This is a genomic window from Roseibium sp. 10G30-5 (genome assembly GCF_055809635.1).
In genome coordinates, this window is record NZ_CM147918.1 from 3,575,116 (window position 1) to 3,594,448 (window position 19,333).

General features: G+C 55.7%; 14 protein-coding genes, 1 tRNA gene and 2 pseudogenes. 9 read left to right on the plus strand and 8 right to left on the minus strand.

The annotated features are described in order from the left end of the window. Positions 1-53: 53 nt before the first annotated feature. Positions 54-773, minus strand: coding sequence for an acylneuraminate cytidylyltransferase family protein (locus AC0L7U_RS18090; protein WP_473692679.1), 720 nt, complete (start codon positions 771-773; stop codon positions 54-56). 524 nt (positions 774-1,297) lie between these two features. Between AC0L7U_RS18090 and AC0L7U_RS18095 the strand changes: the two are divergent. The 6 genes and pseudogenes from AC0L7U_RS18095 to AC0L7U_RS18120 form a co-directional block, all read left to right on the plus strand. Further along, positions 1,298-1,723, plus strand: a pseudogene (locus tag AC0L7U_RS18095) (HAD-IIIA family hydrolase); the annotation flags it as partial. Between the two features lie 260 nt (positions 1,724-1,983). Beyond that, a complete protein-coding gene (locus AC0L7U_RS18100) occupies positions 1,984-2,925 on the plus strand; it encodes an NAD-dependent epimerase/dehydratase family protein (RefSeq protein ID WP_473692680.1) in 942 nt (313 codons plus the stop codon). Next, positions 2,922-3,533 carry an SIS domain-containing protein gene (locus AC0L7U_RS18105; RefSeq protein WP_473692681.1) on the plus strand — a complete coding sequence of 204 codons (612 nt, stop codon included), beginning with the start codon at positions 2,922-2,924 and terminating at the stop codon, positions 3,531-3,533. The genes AC0L7U_RS18100 and AC0L7U_RS18105 overlap by 4 nt, the downstream gene beginning before the upstream one ends. Before the next feature lie 136 nt (positions 3,534-3,669). Then, positions 3,670-4,641, plus strand: a complete 972-nt coding sequence (locus AC0L7U_RS18110) for a hypothetical protein (RefSeq protein WP_473692682.1) — start codon at positions 3,670-3,672, stop codon at positions 4,639-4,641. Between the two features lie 29 nt (positions 4,642-4,670). Continuing rightward, positions 4,671-6,452, plus strand: a complete 1,782-nt coding sequence (locus AC0L7U_RS18115) for a PfkB family carbohydrate kinase (protein ID WP_473692683.1) — start codon at positions 4,671-4,673, stop codon at positions 6,450-6,452. A 16-nt stretch (positions 6,453-6,468) separates the two neighbouring features. Beyond that, positions 6,469-7,221 (plus strand): nucleotidyltransferase family protein, encoded by a 753-nt coding sequence (locus AC0L7U_RS18120; RefSeq protein WP_473692684.1) that lies wholly within the window; start codon positions 6,469-6,471, stop codon positions 7,219-7,221. On the opposite strand, the gene AC0L7U_RS18125 is transcribed toward AC0L7U_RS18120, so the two are convergent. From AC0L7U_RS18125 to AC0L7U_RS18150, 6 genes are all read right to left on the minus strand, one after another. Continuing rightward, complete coding sequence (locus AC0L7U_RS18125; protein WP_473692685.1) at positions 7,200-9,089, minus strand: tetratricopeptide repeat protein; 1,890 nt, start codon at positions 9,087-9,089, stop codon at positions 7,200-7,202. The two genes, AC0L7U_RS18120 and AC0L7U_RS18125, sit on opposite strands and share 22 nt — an antisense overlap. 346 nt (positions 9,090-9,435) lie before the next feature. After that, on the minus strand, positions 9,436-11,721 hold the full coding sequence (locus AC0L7U_RS18130) for an AAA family ATPase (RefSeq protein WP_473692686.1): 2,286 nt from the start codon (positions 11,719-11,721) through the stop codon (positions 9,436-9,438). Positions 11,722-12,534: 813 nt separating this feature from the next. Continuing rightward, a tRNA-Val gene (locus AC0L7U_RS18135) sits at positions 12,535-12,609 on the minus strand. Positions 12,610-12,762: 153 nt separating this feature from the next. Next, a complete protein-coding gene (locus AC0L7U_RS18140) occupies positions 12,763-14,394 on the minus strand; it encodes an MDR family MFS transporter (protein WP_473692687.1) in 1,632 nt (543 codons plus the stop codon). Positions 14,395-14,818: 424 nt separating this feature from the next. Further along, entirely contained in the window at positions 14,819-14,998 is a 180-nt protein-coding gene (locus AC0L7U_RS18145; protein ID WP_473692688.1) for an HAD hydrolase-like protein, read from the minus strand. Between the two features lie 26 nt (positions 14,999-15,024). Beyond that, on the minus strand, positions 15,025-15,501 hold the full coding sequence (locus tag AC0L7U_RS18150; RefSeq protein WP_473692689.1) for an HAD hydrolase-like protein: 477 nt from the start codon (positions 15,499-15,501) through the stop codon (positions 15,025-15,027). A 209-nt stretch (positions 15,502-15,710) separates the two neighbouring features. Here AC0L7U_RS18150 and rpiA point away from each other — a divergent pair, with 209 nt between their 5' ends. The 3 genes and pseudogenes from rpiA to gor all read left to right on the plus strand — a co-directional run bounded on the left by rpiA (position 15,711) and on the right by gor (position 18,515). After that, positions 15,711-16,403, plus strand: a complete 693-nt coding sequence (rpiA, locus tag AC0L7U_RS18155; protein ID WP_473692690.1) for a ribose-5-phosphate isomerase RpiA — start codon at positions 15,711-15,713, stop codon at positions 16,401-16,403. A 54-nt stretch (positions 16,404-16,457) separates the two neighbouring features. Beyond that, complete coding sequence (locus AC0L7U_RS18160; protein ID WP_473692691.1) at positions 16,458-17,009, plus strand: DUF2059 domain-containing protein; 552 nt, start codon at positions 16,458-16,460, stop codon at positions 17,007-17,009. A gap of 128 nt (positions 17,010-17,137) precedes the next feature. Then, positions 17,138-18,515, plus strand: a pseudogene (gor, locus tag AC0L7U_RS18165) (glutathione-disulfide reductase). A 137-nt stretch (positions 18,516-18,652) separates the two neighbouring features. Here gor and AC0L7U_RS18170 read toward each other — a convergent pair. Then, positions 18,653-19,291 carry a GGDEF domain-containing protein gene (locus tag AC0L7U_RS18170; RefSeq protein WP_473692692.1) on the minus strand — a complete coding sequence of 213 codons (639 nt, stop codon included), beginning with the start codon at positions 19,289-19,291 and terminating at the stop codon, positions 18,653-18,655. Positions 19,292-19,333 lie beyond the last annotated feature (42 nt).

The window sequence follows — 19,333 nt, forward strand, 5'->3', positions numbered from 1 at the left end:
CGTCATGCATCACCATTTTTTTTGGGGGGGACAGAGACTTGCTCGCGTCCCCCTTATGCTTCCAGGCTGACATACCCTTTGTCGATCAGATATTGCGCAAAGAGGAAATCTTGCTGCGTGTCGATGTCGACGATGGGCACATCTTCCGGCACCACATATCCGACCGAGTTTTCCGAGAACAACTGTGCATTCAGCCGGTTGATTGCAGAGGCGCGTACCATCAGCGACCATGCCGAAAACTGGTAGTACTTGGGATAATCCTGACGGCGGAAATATGTGTTGACGTCATAGTCCATCACTGTGGTGATCGACTTGTCGTCATTCTGCACTGCGCAAAGATAGGGGTGCGTGTCGGGCGTTTTCAGACCGATCAAGCTGTCGCATGTCGGCTCGGAGAGAAAGTAATCAATAATGTCACTGAGATGCTGTGTCGTGCGAAATGGGTAGGTCGGGTAAAGCACCATGACGGCATCAATGTCACCAACAGTCCTGCGATAATGGGCGATGAAGTCCGCCAGCACGGGTTGCAGCGCAATGGCTGAGGTGCCGAGGTCTTTGGGGCGTTTGTAAGGCTTTGCGCCATAGCCTTCAGCCATGTCGAGATAGGCATCGCAATCCGAGTTGAGATAGGTCTCGCTCACCTTCGGGCAGGCCAATGCCGGGCGGACGCTATGATAGAACAGCGGCATCCCGTTCAAAAGCTTGACGTTCTTGTTCTGGAGTCCTTCGCTGCCTGCACGCGCTGGCACCATTGCGACAATCTTTTGCGTCATGAAATCATCCACCCGGAAATATCTCTGGCCCTCCGCAAGTGACGGAGAATCAAACACTTGTTTGTTTGAGCCTAGGGAAGTTTCGGCGGTGCTGGAATCATGGGATTTTTGCCGATAGTGCCGCCAAAAGCCTTGATCTCTGATGATCTCGGCGATTTTTTCTGGATCAGGTCTTGCAAGTGTCCGGTGGATGATCGGGCTTCGTGCCCAGTCTGCTTCGAACACGGCGCAGGCTCCGGGCGAGAGCGTTTTATGAGGCTTTGAAAGAGACGATTCGCGACGTTTGGGGCGATAATGCTGCTTGCTCGCGCGACTCCGCACACCCGACCTGCTGTTTGCGACGAGGCGAAATACACGAATATATCTATGATATTCAGAATAAAACGATTTTATAGCAAAATGAACATAGTAAAAATTGACAATAATATAAAAAACTCTGTCGGAAATTATGCGTAATTCTTGATTTGAACCTAGGGGAATGCCAGTCTTGTCAAAGAATTTATGATTCTTTCGAGGAGCGTTTCTTGTCGGACCTACAGATCTCCGACACCGTTTGGGTCGATTTACGTTGGACATCTCCCGGGGCTCGCGCCCTGTTTCTGGACCGCGACGGTGTTCTGAATCGTGATGATGGGTATATCGGCCAGCCGGAACGGGTTGCGCTGATCGAAGGTGTTGTGCCGCTGGTGCGAGCGGCCAACCTGCGGAATATCCCGGTCTTCGTTGTGACCAATCAGTCCGGTGTCGGGCGGGGATATTTCGGCTGGGATGCCTTTGAAGCCGTGACCCGGCGAGTGGAGACGCTGCTTGCCGATTTTGACGCGCATCTGGACGGAGTTCTGGCATGCGGAGCAGCCCCTGCTGCCGATGGGCGCGAGCATCCTTGCCGCAAACCCAATCCCGGATTGTTGCAGATCGTTGGCCGGGCGCTGTCGCTGGACATGCGCCGGTCTCTGATCGTTGGCGACCGGGACAGCGACATGCTGGCGGGCTATCGCGCAGATCTCGGGCTCGGAGTCCACGTTGGCCGCGACACACGCTTGAGTGCGTCGGAAACGCCGGGGTTTCAGGTGGTTCATGCCGATTTTGAAGCTCCTGATGGGCCGGAAATGGCGCTCAGGCATCTTCTCAAGTTTTTTCTGGCCACGACGCCGGACGGGTGCGGGGATACAGCGCGTCGGTCGTTGGCATGTACGTATGAGGATCGGCAATGCGAATATTGGTCACCGGAGCGTGCGGCTACAAGGGAACTGTTCTGGTGCCGAAATTGCTGGCGGCAGGACACGAAGTGCTGGCATTGGATACGCAGTGGTTCGGTAATTTTCTGGAAATCCATCCCGGTCTGCAAATGCTCAAAGGGGATGTTCGCCACGTCGATGCGCTGGATTTGACACGTACCGATGCGGTCATCCATCTGGCGTCGATCGCCAATGACCCTTGCGGGGATCTCGATCCCAAATTGACTTGGGAAATCAGCGCACTGGCTACCATGCAACTGGCAGATAAGGCGCGCCGGGAAGGGGTGAAGCAGTTCATCTACGCTTCCTCCGGCAGCGTTTACGGGGTCAAGGAAGAAGCGCAGGTGACTGAAGATCTGCCGTTGGACCCGATCTCGGAATACAACAAGACCAAGATGGTCTCAGAACGGGTTCTGCTCAGTTATGCCAAGGACATGCTGGTGCAGATTGTCCGTCCGGCCACCGTGTGTGGCTACTCGCCGCGTATGCGCTTTGATGTGTCGGTCAACATGTTGACCATGCAGGCCATCAAGAATGGTCGCATTACGGTGTTTGGTGGCGGGCAGACACGGCCGAATATCCACATGGACGACATCACCGACGTTTATCTGCATCTGCTGACTGCGGGCGACAAGGTTCAGGGCATCTATAATGCCGGGTTCGAAAACCTTTCGATCCTGGAGATTGCCGAGATGGTCTGCACACGTTGCAAGGCCGAGATTGTCGTCAGTCCATCCAACGACCCGCGCTCTTACCGCGTCAATTCCGACAAGCTTCTGGCCACCGGCTTTGTCCCGCGCAAGACGGTCTCAGATGCGATCGACGAGATTGTCGAGCGTTTCGGCAACGGATCGCTTGTCGATGAGCCTCGCTACCATAATCTGGCCTGGATGCAGGAGACCGTTCTGGCATGAGTGCTGTGTTCGCAAGGTACGCCACCCGCATGGCGCATGTCATCGGAACGTTTGATTGGTCGGCGCTGGATCCGCTCGCGCGCGAGATGCAGCGGGTCTGGGCCAATCGACAGCAGTTGTTCCTCTGTGGCAACGGTGGCAGTGCTGGCAATGCCATCCATCTGGCCAATGATTATACCTATGGCTGTGCGCTGGGCGTTGCCGATCAGGGGATGCGGGTACAGGCGCTGCCGGCCAATCAGGCAACACTGACCTGCCTCGCCAATGATGTCGGCTATCATCAGGTCTATGCCGGACAATTGCGGGCCTTCGCCGAGCCGGGTGATCTGCTGATCGTGCTGTCGGGCAGCGGCAATTCAGACAATATCATCTGCGCGTTGGAGCAGGCGCGCGCCATGGGGCTGGTCACGGCAGCAGTGCTCGGGTTCAGCGGCGGCAAAGCGGCGCAGCTGGCCGACATTGTGCTGCATTTTCCCATCGACGACATGCAAATTGCCGAGGATTGCCAGCTTATGGTGGGGCATATGCTCATGCAGTATTTGCAAGCCAACGGCCCAGGCGGTGTGCCGGGCGAGCCGGTGCAGGGGCGGGTGGAGTTGCAGGCCTGAGAAAACTGTCCCTAGTTAGAAAAGGCATGGTCTGGGGCTTTCCTGCGGAAAAGCCGGAAGCAGGATGCTTTGCTTTGGATTTGGCTCTCGTGCTCTTCATAAATAAAGGGTCGCACACGCAGCGGAAGAGGTCGGAATGTCGCGAATATTATATGCCTGCTACGATCTGAAAAAGTCGCCAGTGACCTTTGATATTTGCTGTTTCTTGTGTCTGGCGGAGACGTATCGGCTGGAGCGTGGCCTTGATGAAATTCACCTGATCGTGGTGCCCGGTCCCAATGGCGGCTTTCGCGATGCAGGCGCCGTGGATGACGCGGCAAAGATCTGGCGGCTGCGCAAAATCATTCAGGATTGCGCCGCCATTCTGCCATCCTGCTCTGCGGTGACGGCGTTTCAGTCACGCGATCAGGCTTATGACTTTTTGCGGGGCAAGGATCAGTTTCCGCAGGGCTATGACGTCAAGTTTCGCGCTGTGCCGTCCTACACGTTTCGGCGGTTCAATGAATTGGGAGCCGAGGGCGTCAAGCTGCAGCATCTGCGCGCAGGTGAGGAAGCCAACCGTCTGATTAGACAATGGCTGGACGAGGTTGCTGATGGCCGGTTGCCGGTCGTCGTCACCTTGCGGGAATCGACCTATGAGACCGCCCGCAACAGCAATCGTGCGGCGTGGATCCAATTTCTTCAGTCCTTGGACCGCACCCGGTATCTGCCGGTTCTGGTGCCCGATTTCGAGAGTGTCTTTCAAGATCCTGCCGACGTGCCGGATGGCATCACCTTCATGCCGCATGTCGTCTGGGACGTGGATCTTCGGACGGCGCTGTATGAGCAGGCTTATCTCAGCTTCATGGTCAACAATGGAACGTCGGCGCCTGCCATTTGCAATGCCAACGTTCGCTTTGTGTTGATGAAATGGATCACGGAAAGCGTTGGTGTGACATCGCGTCGGTTCTTGATAGAGGGTCTTTTGTTTGAGGATGGCAAAAGTCCGTCGTGGTTCCAGCCCTGCCAGAAGCTGTGTTGGGAAGATGACAGCTATGACGCCATTTGCCGCGAATTTGAGGCCATGACAGCCCTGATCGAGAATCAGACCACTGCACTTGCTGGATAGAGATGCAACGACGGAGAGGTGGTGGTGGTATGGGGCGCAAAATCAGCGAGGAACAGCAGCAAGACGCAGCTGATGGCCCCGCTACACAAGCTTTCCGGTTTCCTGAAAGCGCTGCCCTTGAGGCTTTACGTCAGATGTCGACGAGAAGTGTGCCTGCCGTTCTGGAGCAAGATGAGCCAGTGACCTCGAATCCAGACAACAAGACACCTCAGTCAGCAGAAGACGCCATATCTTCGTTGGAAGACCTGCACGCCTTCGAAGTCGAGGTGTTGCAAGCGCCTGCTCCTCGGTCTGCATCGTCCTCAGATGGTGCCAACCAGTCTCTGCACCAGAGGGGGGACGAGCCGTACAGCCTGGACCGGGCGGCGTATGCAGGTCAGCGAACAGTGCTGGTCACCGGGTACTTCAATGTTCTGCATCCGGGCTACATGCGCCTGTTTGAATATGCCGCGAGCCTTGGAACACATCTCATCGTCGGGGCCTACAGTGACGCCATGGTCGGCGACACACGGGTGCCGGAAGACAAACGGTTACAAGCCCTGATGGCCGTTGGATGCGTTGATGAAGTGGTGTTGATCCATGAAGGGGTTGTGGCCTTCGTTGAAGTGAATCAACCGGATATTGTGGTCAAGGGATGGGAGTACCGGGCAAGGGTCAATCCGGAAAGCGAGGCTCTGGCGCGGTATGGTGGCAAGCTTGTGTTCGGCGCAGGCGACGTCAAGCTGACGGCGCTGGAACTGGAACAACTGGAAGGTCCTGTGGGTGGGCCATCGACCATCCGCAAGCCGCGTGACTTTTGCTATCGCCATGGCTTTGACATGGTGCGTCTGCAACAGCTTGCCTTATCCTTGCGCGATGTGCGGGCTTGCGTGCTGGGCGACATTATCGTCGATTGTTACGAGACTTGCGAGGCCGTTGGCATGTCCCGTGAAGATCCGACCATCGTTGTTCGGCCCATCAAGACGGATTATTATCTTGGCGGCGCGGGCATTGTGGCGGCACACGCGCGGGGACTTGGGGCAAGTGTTGATTTTCTCTCGGTGCGGGGCAACGATCCGGCGGGAAGCTATGCCGAGGAAAAGCTCTCCGCCTATGGTGTGAGAGCCGAGCTGGTTGTGGACCCGGAACGACCGACCACGACCAAGACCCGCTATCGTGCCAACGAAAAAACCCTGCTGCGGGTCAACAGCTACACTGACGTGCCGGTGTCCGAGCAGATCCGCGAACGGTTGCAACGCAGGATCGAGAAGCACCTTGAGGGGTGCGATGTGCTGGTGTTTTCCGATTTCAGCTATGGCGCTTTGGCGCAAGAGATGGTGGATCATGTGATTCAGCATTGTCAGGCACATGATATTCGTGTGGTGGCTGACAGTCAGAGTTCGTCGCAAATGGGCGATATTGCCCGATTCAAGGGCGTCGATCTGATCACGCCAACGGAATATGAGGCGCGTCTGGCCAGCCACAATTATCAGGATGGGCTGGCAGCACTTGCCCGCAGGCTGATTGATCAGCTTGGCGTTCGCAATGTGTTCGTGACACTGGGCGGCGAGGGGATGCTGGTGCAGACCAGTGAGGGGGCGGCCCTGCCGCATGGCGATACGCTGGTGGACCGTCTGCCCGCGCTGCAAACCAGCGTGCGTGATCCTGCCGGGGCGGGAGATGCACTGCTCGTCACCAGTGCGCTTGCGCTGGCGGCGGGGGGCAGTATCTGGGAAGCGGCCTATCTTGGTTCTCTGGCGGCCGCGTGTCAGGTGGGACGTGTCGGCAATCGTCCCTTGCAACTGGCCACGCTGATGGCCGAGTTGCAGTAGACGGCGGCCGATGAAAATGCAACAGACCATAGACCCGGGCCGCGCGCACAAGACAGCCCTGTTGCTGGCTGGGGGACGTGGCGAGCGGTTACGCCCTCTGACCGACCAGATCCCCAAGTGTCTGGTGCCGATTGGCGGCAGGCCGCTCCTGGACATCTGGCTGGAGCGCCTCATCGCCGCGGGCTACGAGCACATCCTGCTCAACACCTGCTATTTGGCCCCCGTTGTGGAAGACTATCTTGCTGCAAGGCATCCGGTGCGACCGTATCTTTCCATCATTCATGAAAAGGTATTGCGGGGAACCGGCGGCACTTTCCGGGCCTGCGCGGACGTCTTGTCAAACGGCCCGTTTCTGTTGGCGCATGCGGACAATTTGTGTCTGGCGGATCTGAAGGCTTTTGAGGCTGCGCATCGGGCAAGGCCGGAGAATTGTCTTCTGACGATGATGAGTTTTCGCACTCCGACACCATCGAGTTGCGGCATTCTGGAACTGGATGAGCTGGGACGGGTGGTCGGGTTTCACGAGAAGGTTGCCACTCCGCCGGGGAACCTCGCAAACGGTGCTGTCTTTCTCATGCAGCCGGAAGTGGCGCGTATGGCATTGTCTCTCGAAGGGGAGAGCCCCGACATCAGCCGGGATTTGCTGCCGCTGCTTCTGGGCCGCTGCCACACTTTTGAAAACACCGTGTGTCATATTGATGTGGGTACGCCGCAAAGCCATGCGGCCGCGCAAGATGCATGGCTCGCCTATGAAGCCACGCGCCTGTAAAATCGTTCAAAGCCCGAGGCGGGCATTGCGCTGCTCGGGCGAGAAGGTCGATAGCCAGGTCTCAAAACAGGTCTTGAGTTCCGGCACGATGTGGACGGCATCCTGCGTCTCGTCGATGGTGAAAAAGCGCATGGCCGGATACCATGGCGGGTTTTCCTGTCCGAGTAGCAGCGGGGCTTCCGGGGGCCAAAGCGCCAGCAGGGGATGCCATAGGCGCCCGCCATATCTGCGGTGCTGACATTGGCCGAGATCACCAGATCACAGCAGGCGGCTAGGGCTGCCGAGCTGTCGAGATCATCGAACAGGTCGACATCCTCGAAGTGCAGGAAGTTGGCCTTGCGGCCTTCGATGAAATAGCGCCGCTCCCGTTCTAGGCTTTGGTATTGCAGGTTGACGTAGATCACATCTGGAAATTCGAGAAGCGGAGCAATCTGCGGGGCGGACAAATAGTAGCGTGCGCGGGAGGCGAGCAGCACACGCGAGCGCCAGCCGATGCCGACCACGGGCTTGGTTGAAGCCCCCTTGATGCGCTCCAGATAGCCGCGGGCCTTGGCCTGATCAAATGTGTAGCGGGGCGGTTCGCTGATGGTGGGGAATGTCTCGAATGACCGGCGAAAGAACCGCGCCAGATCAGCGATAGCGATGTGGTAATCATAGTCTGAAAGCCGTGCATCCAGCGTCTCCGGATCGTAGGCGGCAACGCGCACCTCGATGTCTGGAAAGCTGCGTTTGTAAGGCGCCAGCAATTTGTTCGGAACTTCCAGGATCACCTTGTCGGCCAGTCTTGTCAGATCTGGCAGCATGGTGCCTGTGCGCCAGGCATCGCCCACCCCCTGATCAAGCCAGACGAGAATGGTTTTTTCCGTGATGTCCTGCCCTGTCCACTCCGGTCGTGGAAAGATACGCCGCAAGGTGCTGGTGAAACGGCTTTGAAAGCGGCTGGGATAGGCGTCCCATCCGGTTTCAAGGTCGCCCATCCCCAAATAGCAATGCGCCATGTTCCAGACTGCGGTGGGCAATTTGCCGTCACACTTCTGCAGGGCGCGTCCAAGGTGCTGGATTGCTTCACGGTAGTGTCCCAAAGCCTGCAGGGTAACGCCCAGGGTCACCATGCGGTGTTCGTCGTTGGGGTCCAGCGCCAGCGCCTTTTGGGCGTAGGGCAAGCCCTCAACCGTTCGGCTGAGGCGGAACTTCGTACGTGCCAATTCGTGCAGCAGATCGCCATTGTCGGGGAAGCGTTCGACCGCTTCTTCCAGTTCGGCTTCCGATTGCTTGTGTTGATCGCATTCAGCGCGGCACTGTGCCAGTTGCAGATAGTTTTCTGTTCCCAACGGATCCAGCCAGGTTGCCTTCTTGAAGAAGGCGATGGCTTTGTCATAGTCCTTGTTGTCGCGCAGGATCAGACCATAGTTTCGATAAGCCTCCGCATAGTCAGGGGCCCTGACGATCAGTTGTTGCAAGATCTCTTCGGCCTTGCGTGGCTCTCCCATCTTGGCTAGCGCAATGGCGCGCATGTTTTGCGCTTCCAGCAGGTCGGGACTGAAGCGCAATGCCTGTTCGGCTGCTTCCAACAGTCCTTCAGGATCTGTGTCTGGCATGTCCATCATGGTGCGTGCCAGATTGGCGTAGAACGGCCCCTTGTCAGGGGCCAGCGAGATGGCCTTCTGTATGTATTCGAAGGCGCGAAACGGATCACCAGCCTGCCGGTAGCACACCCCCATCAGGTGATTGGCATCGGGATAGTCCGGGTGTTTCTTGAGCACCAGTTTGTAGATGCGCTGGGCGCGTTCGATATCGCCCTGCTTTTGAAAGGCAAGTGCCTTTTTCATCTTGTCAATGGGGGGACGGACGGCGGTCTTTGTCGTCATCTCTTGCTCGAATCACGCAACCGAAAAAGGATGCTGTGAGCATACATTCCGCTGCGTCAGAGATCTCTTGGCAGAAATGACAGTTCCGGAAGAAACACCCTAGGTCGTATCCCGGTAGCCGAGGCTCGGTCCCGGTCCGGCGCATGACAACAATGAGTGGGAAGGGGACTTTGGTTAAAGTCGAAATGAATGACAGGAAGAAGGGCTAGAGCGAACTGAAGGGTTTTAGATTTCCATTAACAAAGCGGACTTTCGACTTGGTAGGTAGATAGTTATTTGGAGCCTGAGCGGACGTTCGAGTGAAGCGCAGCTTTTCCGAACCGGTCATTCGGGCCGGCATGCCGAATTACAATGCCGCCGCGTTTGAGCTAGCCATGTCACCAGCCCCCGCCGATGCAACAAGCGTCTTTTGGGTTTCTTCAGCGGGCAGTTCCACATAGTCATCAGCCATCATCATCCTGAAGTGACCACCGTGATCGGAGTTCTCGAAAATTCTCTGGAACACGTTCAGGTAACGATCAACTTGACTTGGATCGCACGTCATATAGAGGTCATCGGCGGCGAAGTGCGATCCGTCATTCACCCAAGACAGTAGGGTGCTACAGATCATTTTGTCCTTGCCTTCGAATTTTTCGATAATGTCCTCTGGCGTTATGCCACCGTAGAATTTGAAATAATGTTCGAGAATTCTGCGCATGACGTTCTGAATTGCAGTATCTGACGGCGGCTTTTGTCTGACCTCTCGCCAAAGAAGTTCATAGCTCGACTTGATCGGGTTTTCGGCAAAAGGCATTAGCTCTGATCGCTGCGATGTCTTGCGCACGATCCAAAACGTCTCGTCGCTTCTAGCCGTAGCGGCGCTACGCTTCTTGTCGAAGGTCACTTCCTTGTGGAAATAAATATTGTGCGTGAGAACAAATACCTGCTTTATCGCACTTGTGCCCGTTCGCATCTCGGCAATGATTGATTTTATCAGATTGCAGACTATGAAGAGAATGTCTGCATCAAGGCTCGAAATGGGGTCATCGAACACTACAACCTTGTCAGCCGTGCCGCCGAACGAACTGAATGATCCGCCAACCAGATAATAAAAATATAGAAATGTTATGAAGGACTTCTCTCCTTCGCTTAGGGTTCTCTTGGCATCACTTCCGTCTGCGCGTTTGACTTCATAATATCCGCCCCCCGAGCTTTCAACGAGGTGGAAGTTGGTGAACCCAAATGACTTCAGGAGCTTGTTGATGGCATCAATCGTTGGCTTGATGCTGGTGATCTTCCGCTCGTTATCTTCTATCTCTTCCTGCTTGTCATCTAAGTTCTTTTTTTCTGTTTCAATCTGGGTTTCTAACGATGTGATGGCCTTGTCCAGCCCACCAGTTTCAGATTTGAACTTGTCGTAAACCGCCTTTGTGTCTTCGAGCAGCCTTTTCCAAATATGCGAAGTCAGCTCTTTCTTTCTGGCTGCAAGATTGTTGATGGTGTCATTGTTGACTTTGACCTTCTTGTTGGCCGTTGCGATGTGGGTATTCACCGCCGCGAGCAGCTGGGCTGTATCAATCAGCGTTGATGGGGCGCTAGGCTCTTTCCGCTTCGCCGTGACGTGCTTAACGTTGCTATCGAGTGCCAAGCGAAGAGCTGCGACATCCTTGTCGAAAGCCTCGCGATCAAGGTAGGGCGATTCAACAATGTCGGACATGCTGTAAGCGGTCAGTAGCTCTCTTGCCGCATCGGTATAGTCGGCGAGCAGCTTGTCGATAGCCGCGAGATCGGAGATGTAACTTTCGTCAAAATACGCCTCTAGGCTCTGTCTGAAGGCTTCGTCTGTCTTTTGCTGGCAGAAAGGGCACTGGTCTTCCAGCTGATCGAAATACTGCCGACCTTGTTGCACCCAGTCGCTATTGCCGAGCTTTTCGATCAGCGCCGCGATATCCACGTCTTCTTTGCCGATGATCCTCTTTTCGAGGATGGCCGAGTTCTCCAACGCCGAAACCTTTGAGCTGTCCTGATTGGGTAAAAGCTTTGCCTCTGACAGCGAAACCGAGAACACGGTCGCAGCGTCTTCGCGAAGCTCTGCAATATCCCTAACTATAGCTACGTTGCTTGAGGCCTCGGTCAGATACCGGTCGCGGAACCTCTTCTTGTCGCTGTTTAGCCCGGTGAAAGCATCTTTTAAATCACTGAAATTTCTCTTGGCATCCCATGCATCTTTTAAGAACTGTGCTGCGAGATCTTCTCGCTCTTTCTTCTTCCCGCCAGTGCCATCCTCACCGCTAAGGGTCTTTCGGAGGTCACTAAGCTTTGCTTTCATTGCATCGGCTTCGCTTTTGAGCGTCTTAATCTTCTCAGCGACCTCAACGTTTCCACCAAACGTGTATATGCCCTTGATGCCGATTTCTGCGTCGAAGTGCTTCTCAACAAAGTCTTTATTGTATACAATGGTATCCATTGGGCTGCCGCCTGCCCATGTTATTTGGCAGTCAGGGAAATTTCCCGAGCCCTCGATAACGCGAGAAATTGTTGTCTTGCCTGATCCGTTCGAGCCGAAGATGAAGTTGAGCTTTTTCAAACCTTCGAGCTTAGTGCCGGCCGCATCGTATGCACCTTCATTGGCTAAATGGATACTTTCGATCAATTGCTCACCTCGATGGCGACTGCTTAAATGCATAAAAAATTGGCTCTACCCCTGATATTGGGAAAGCTTTCCACTGCCGTCAAGGTTGCGCAACTTAGACTGGGCAATCTTCAATGAAGACTGATCTAATCGAAAGCGAGTGAAAGCGCCTTTTCTTGCGGCATTACGAATGGCTGCTTTCAGGACAAGGGCAGGAGAGAGCAAGCGTCTGAAATGGGCGCGCGAAGCCGTGATTGATTGAGATCATGATTTAAGGCGGCACCGGCTCGGAAGCGATTGTGTGCGACCGAGCCACGGTCGTATGCTTTTCCCAAATCTGACCGCATTCTGACGGTCCGTTTATGGCCTGGACGTTTTCATAATCCTGCAGTCAAACCGTCTAATGGCACTCGGAAGGGGCTATGAGATCGCCAGATCTGCGGCATGGCTAGGCGACGTTGTATGATCCATATATCCTGCAAGTCAGCTTGGCGCCCGGATCGGTCAATGGTGTGTATCTGAACTTAAGGTGTAAGCGGCTGCCATCAAGTTCAACCACGTTGTGGTTTGATATCTATGGCACTCGGTTCGAGCGCATGTTCTAGACGTGAGATAGTTCCAGCAGTGCATGAATAGCAATGCTATCTGGTTCAATTGAACCAGAGGGAACTCCGGAAACATGAACGTGTCAGGAACAAAGTTGTGCGGGTTTTGTACGAGCCTACCTGCATGTTCATGGCACATTCTTGCTTTGTTCTGCAAGTAATTACGATATAGAGAACAAAAAGGGCTTCCTAAAAATAGCTTAAGTCTATGTAGTTAAAGGGAAAAATATGGTGGGCGATACTGGGATTGAACCAGTGACCCCTCCCGTGTGAAGGGAGTGCTCTCCCGCTGAGCTAATCGCCCGCAGCCTGTCGGCGCGTGGCGGTTATCTAAAGGACATTCTGGCGCAGTGCAAGTCTGCTCTTGTGGAAAAAGCCAAGGCTTAAGGGCCGTTTGGGGACCCGTGATGCTCAGGAAAAGCCCTCATCCGTACGACGGGCAGCGCCTTGCCGAAAATCAACGACAAACGGGGGATGGCCTCCGTTTGTCTCGTCTTGAGACCTGATCAGGCCTTTTGGGCTGTCGACTGGGGGCTGCCGGTGGTCCTCCGCGGGCAGGGTCTGCGGAGCTGGTGTCCTCTCTGCCGGGAAGCTGAACATTCTTCAGGCACAGCGCGCAAAGGAACCCCAGAAACGCCAGTCCCGCAGCGGTTACGAACATCGGGTGACAGGCCTCGATATACAGCTTGCCGATGGCATCCTGTGTCGCCTGAGGCAGATTGGCGATCTGTTTCGGCGTTAACTTCTCGACATTGTTGATGCCGGGGAAGGTGTGGGTCGAGGCATCGAAGAAATGCGAGATGATCGCGCCATACAACGAGATGGCGATAGATGCTCCTCCCATGCGGGTCAGAGTGACGGAGCTGGAGGCCACGCCCGTGTCGCGGCGCGGGGCTGCGTTCTGGATGCCGAGCATGGGCACTTGCTGCCCCAGGCCGACGCCGATGCCTTGCAGCAGGAAGATTGGCAGCATGACGTATACGGGTGTTGTGGTGTCCACCAGCGTGAAGCAGGCAAGGGCAATGGTACTGAGGCCCATGCTCATGATGGAGAATTTCTTGTAGTGGCCGGACCGCGACATCAAGTGGCCAGAGGTCAGCGAGCCGATGGCAATGCCACCAGTGACCGGAATGAAGAACAGTCCTGCGATCAGCGGGGTCATTCCCAGTCCAGACTGAATGAACAGCGCATAATAATTCGACATGGCAATGCCGACCGAGCCGCTGAGGATCGAGATGACCCAAAGCAACGGGATCGTCGGGTTCTTGAAGAGATGCAGCGGCATCACCGGTTCAATCGCCCGTTTTTCCACCTGGACCCAGAAAACGGCCGCAAGAACGCCAAAAACAAGGATGCCGGCGCTCTTGAGATTGAACAGTGATCCGAACAATTCCGAGCTGTCCGTCCAGATGACGATGCTGGCGATGGTACACGTCAGCAAGATGATGCCCATATAGTCGATTTTCGGCGTGCGGGCGGGGCGCTTGTAGGGGATCAGATAGGCAAGGCCAATCAGGACCAGAACGCCGACGGGCACATTGATGTAAAAGATGGACCGCCAACCGAACAGCGACGTCATCGTGCCGCCCAGTGTTGGCCCGATGGTGCCCGACAGCACCAGCACAAGACTGGTGAAGCTCTGGTATTTGGCCCGCTCGCGCGGCGCAAAGAGATCGGCGTTGATCGCGAACAACGACACCATGATGCCACCACCGCCAAGCGCCTGAAGGACGCGGGCCGCGATCAGGAAGTTCATCGAGGTAGAGAGGCCGCAAACCATTGATCCAACGGTGAAAATGGTAATTGCTGCCATGATGATGTATTTGCGGCCGAACAGATCTCCAAGCTTGCCATAGAGCGGCATCACACAACTTGTGGTCAACAGATAGGCCGACCCGACCCAGCTGAAGCGCTCCAGATGTCCAAACTCGCCAACGATTGTCGGCAGGGCCGTGGACACAATCTGATTGTCCATGGTCGCCATGAACATCGCCAGCAAGAGAATGAGAAACGCCAGCAGGCGCTCTTTCTTGTTCTCGATCAGCGGCGTGAAACTTGAAGACGCGGCTGCGTCTGCGGAAGAAGTCATGAAGGTGTCCTTTGTTTCGCATCCGCAAGGAGCGAAACGATGCGCGGGCGGGGCTGGGTTGGCAGCACTGAAGCACCTGCCGGATCACGCTGTCCCCGCGTGGTTGGATGGGGTAACTTGAGGCGCTGATGAAGCGGATCTCGGAGGAGGCACAATAAAGGAAGTCCAGGCTCGCAATGTCGCAGAGCAGGTGCCCGCCCGCGCTTTCTGCCAGTGCGGCAGACGCTAACTGAAATTCGTTTATGGGGCCTGACTCGAAAGACCGCTTCTTGACGCGGTACGGAGCAAGGTCAGTGGATTGGCAGGTCAATTGAAATGATGAATGTGCAGTCCTTCGACCTGTTATGCCGATGGTGATTGGAATGAGAGAGCTGATCCCGCTGGAGCCATGCAACGGCGGAATGGCCCTCTCTTTCCCATGATTTTAATTCTGTTTGGTGACAGTAAGGCTGTCAACTGCCGCAAGAAGCTCGTTGAAGTGAGAAATCACGACGTCTGGCCCCAATTCAGTGACGGGAATGGGGGTATATCCGAAATCAACAGCGATGACGGGCAACCCGGCATGACGCGCAGCATCGATGTCTGTGATGGAATCACCCACCATGATTGAGCCATCCTTGAGGCCGCCAGTCAGGGCTGAATGGCTTCCAGCAGCGGCGCACCATCGGGCTTGGAGACATCCAGCGTATCGCCGGACACGACCGCATCGAAATGACGGCGCAGATCAATGGCATCCACCAGCGGATTGGTAAAGCGCTTGGCCTTGTTGGTGCAGATCGCCAGCTTGTAGCCCTTGGCGCGCAGTCCATCCAGCGCATCCAGAACGCCGGGGAAGGGGCGAGTCTGATCGGCCAGATGCTCTGCATAATAGACAAGAAAGTCGGCCATAATCGGGGCATGGGCGTCTTCGTCCCAAGTCACCCCCTCTGCGGCCATGCCTTTTTGCAAAAGTTTCTTGGCTCCCTGACCAATCATGGATTTTACCGATGCCGGGTCAAGCTGCGCCATGCCGTTCTTGGCAAGGGTCGCATTGAGCGCCTGGGCGAGATCTTCCGCTGAAGACACAAGCGTACCGTCGAGATCGAAGATGAGAACTGGCTGGGTCATGCAGTACCTTGGTGCGTTGGAGACTGTTGTTTTCTTGAACTAGAGCTTCTTCGCTGGTGTCTCAAGGGCTGGTATGCCGGGAAATGTCCGTTTTCGAACTTCAATTCTTGAAACCTTGCCATGCCGCTTTGCGCTCGCAAGATTTGCGTGTTAATCGATCTTGCAGAGCGACTGATATAAGGTCGCCTGCCGGGAGAGGATGTAATCGCATGAGCGCTGAAGGCAAGCGTCTGGCTGCAGAGCGGGCCCTGAATGATGTGAAAGACGGAATGAAGATCGGGATCGGAACTGGATCCACGGCGGCATTCCTCATCAAGGGGCTTGGTCAAAGGGTGCGTGAGGGGTTGTCCATCGTGGGTGTGCCGACGTCCGATCAGACCCGCGATCTGGCACTGGCAGAAGGGATCCCCCTGACATCGCTCGATGTTGAATCCCGACTTGATCTGACAATCGATGGCGCTGACGAGATCAGTCCCGACCTGGGCCTGATCAAAGGCGGCGGCGGTGCTTTGCTGCGCGAGAAAATCGTCGCGGCAGCCTCGGATCGCATGATCGTGATTGCCGACAAGAGCAAACTTGTCGATCACCTCGGTGCCTTTCCTTTACCGATCGAAGTGGTTCCCTTCGGTCTGGAAGCCACACGCAGTCACATCCGCAATGTGCTTGAGACAAACGGTTTGTCTGGAAAACTCACGCTGCGGGGTGACGACCATCCTTTTGTCACAGATGGTGGGCACTACATTCTGGATGCGCATTTGACCTGCATCATGGACCCGGAAGCGCTGGCTATCGACTTGAGTGATCTCCCAGGTGTTGTGGAGCACGGGTTGTTTCTTGGGCTGGCAGAGCGCGCCTATGTGGCAGATGCAGATAATGTCGTGGTTGTAACCCCGGCGCGGTAAAACGGAATTTGAGGCGGGAACAAAAGCTTCCAAGCCAGCGATGGAGTTCTAGAAATGAAATTCAAATCCATGTTGTCGGTAGGCTCGCTCGTTGGTGTTGCCATGATGGCGTCCAGCCTGGCCCCGATGAACGCCTATGCTGCCGGCGATAAAGCGCCGGAAAAGATCAGCAAGAGCCATCTTGAGGCTGCCAAGGAAGTAATCATGGCGACCAACTCGCTGGATTCTTTCGATGACATCCTGCCGCTTCTGGCAGAACAGACCCGGACTCTGTTCATTCAGTCCGATCCTTCGCGGACGCAGGATGTTATCAAGGCGACAAATGATGTGGCCCTGAAACTTGCCAAGGAACGTCCTGATCTGAACAAGGTCATTTACCAAGTCTGGGCACGCCGGTTCTCGGAAGATGAATTGCACCAGCTTGCCAAGTTCTATAAGTCGCCGCTGGGTGCCAAGCTCGCCAAGGAAGGCCCGACCATGACGGCACTCGCCATCGGTGCCGCGCGTCAGTGGCAGAACAAGATGTCGACCGAAATGGTCGCCATGGTCCGCGATGAGCTGAAGACCGACGAGCAGGGCTCTGGCGACGCTGCCAAGAAGAACTGATCTGGCATTTTTTGCCTGAAGACTTATGTAGGAAGGCGGCCCCGGGCCGCCTTCTTTTTAGATTTGGACCCTGAAGACAGGGAAGAAAGCCGCCAATCGGCTTGCGACAAGATGAAGTGAGAACGCGCATGAGCGACTATGACTATGACCTTTTTGTAATCGGCGGTGGTTCCGGTGGCGTGCGTGCGGCGCGGATCGCAGCAACTCACGGTGCCAAAGTGGCCCTTAGCCGAAGAATATCGCTTTGGCGGCACTTGCGTGATCCGTGGCTGCGTTCCCAAGAAACTCTTCGTCTATGCCTCGAAGTTCTCTGAGGAATTTGAGGATGCAGAAGGTTTCGGCTGGTCCGTTGGCGAGCGCTCTTTCGACTGGAAGGCGCTGGTTGCGGCCAAGGATCAGGAGATCAACCGCCTTGAAAAGATCTATCAAACCAACCTGGAAAAGGCTGGTGTGACGACTTACGAGAGCCGGGCGGTTGTCGAAGACGCTCACACCATCCGACTGCTGGCCAACCATGAAACGGTGACGGCGCGCACTATTCTTGTGGCGGTTGGGGCCAAGCCGAATCTGGATCCGGCGGTTAAGGGCATCGAACATGTCATCACGTCCAATGAAGCGTTCCATCTGGATGAACTGCCGAACAGTGTCCTCGTCGTTGGTGGTGGCTACATCGCGGTGGAATTTGCCGGGATCTTCAATGGTATGGGCGTTGACACCACGCTGATGTATCGGGGGGACAAGATCCTGCGCGGCTTTGACGGCGATGTCCGGGACATGATCCAGGATGAAATGGTCAAGAAGGGCGTTGCGGTTCGCACCAACGAGACCCCCTCCCAGATCGTGCAACTGGACGATGGTCGCTTTGAAGTGACCTGTGCAAGCGGTACGCAACTGGTGGTCGACAAGGTGATGTACGCAATCGGCCGCGATCCGAACACCGAAGATCTGGGGCTGGAAAAGGCGGGTGTTGAGCTTGGCCGCAAGGGCGAAGTTAAGGTGAACGAAGGCTCGCAGAGTTCCGTTCCCTCGATCTATGCAGTGGGCGATGTAACCGACCGCGCAGCTCTTACGCCGGTGGCCATCCGCGAAGGACATGCGCTTGCCGATACGCTTTTTGGTGACAATCCCTGGACGGTAAACCACGATCTGATCGCGACCGCAGTGTTCTCGCAGCCGGAACTTGGCACGGTTGGTCTGACGCAGGAGCAGGCTCTGGAAAAGACGCCGAACCTGGACATCTATCTGGCGCGGTTCCGGCCGATGAAACACACCCTGTCAGGGCGCGATGAACGCATGATGATGAAAGTCATTGTCAATGCAGACAATGATCGTGTTCTAGGGGTGCATGTCATTGGACCGGATGCGGGGGAAATGGCGCAGGTTCTTGGCATTACCTTGCAGATGGGCGCGACCAAGGCCGATTTCGATGCGACCATCGCGGTTCACCCAACGGCGGCCGAAGAGTTGGTGACCATGCGCACGCCAACGGCACGGTTGCGCGGCTGATCTCGTCAGCGACGCCTCACTATGTCATGAAACACGAGAAGGCCCGACATCGTCGGGCCTTTTTGCGTCAGATCTTCTTTATCTTTGAAATGGGCCGATGGTTGCTTGATCAGCGTCAGGTTTTCCGGCCTGCTCGATCACGAACTGGCGGTGAGTGTGTTGACCTCGAAGCGATTCTTGCCGTCTTTCTTGGCCTGATAAAGGGCCGCATCCAGTGAGGCCAGGATGTCGCGGACATGCAAGTTTGGATCGCGGGCAATCACCAGGCCAAGACTGATGCTGGCGCGGACCATCTGGCCGCCTTCATCAATGGCAATAGGGTGATTGATTGCCGCCAGCAGATCTTCGCAGAGCCGTTCCAGCTCAGAAACAATGGTTGTGCCGTCGATCAGCAGAATAAACTCATCGCCGCCCAATCGACAGGCCGTGCCTTTCCCGACGATAATATCGGTCATGCGGTCGGCAACACTTTTCAAAACAACATCGCCAGCGGGATGTCCGTAGGTGTCGTTGATATGTTTGAAATCATCCAGATCGCAATGGATCAGCGCGAAAGGCTGTTGTCTCAGACGGGCGCGAGCGGTCTCCAGCAGGTCGTTGAAGGCGCGTCGATTTGACAGGCCGGTCAGTGCGTCATGTTGCGCGAGATAGGCGTTCAGTCGCTGGCTGGTATTCAGAGAGACCGTCAGGCGGCCAATGCGCCAGGCAAGACTGAAGGCGATGAACGCCAGAATACTGCTGACGATGATGATCACCGGGATGATCGTCGGCCACAAGCTGATGCCAAACAGATAGCTGCGCCATGCGAAGACACCAAT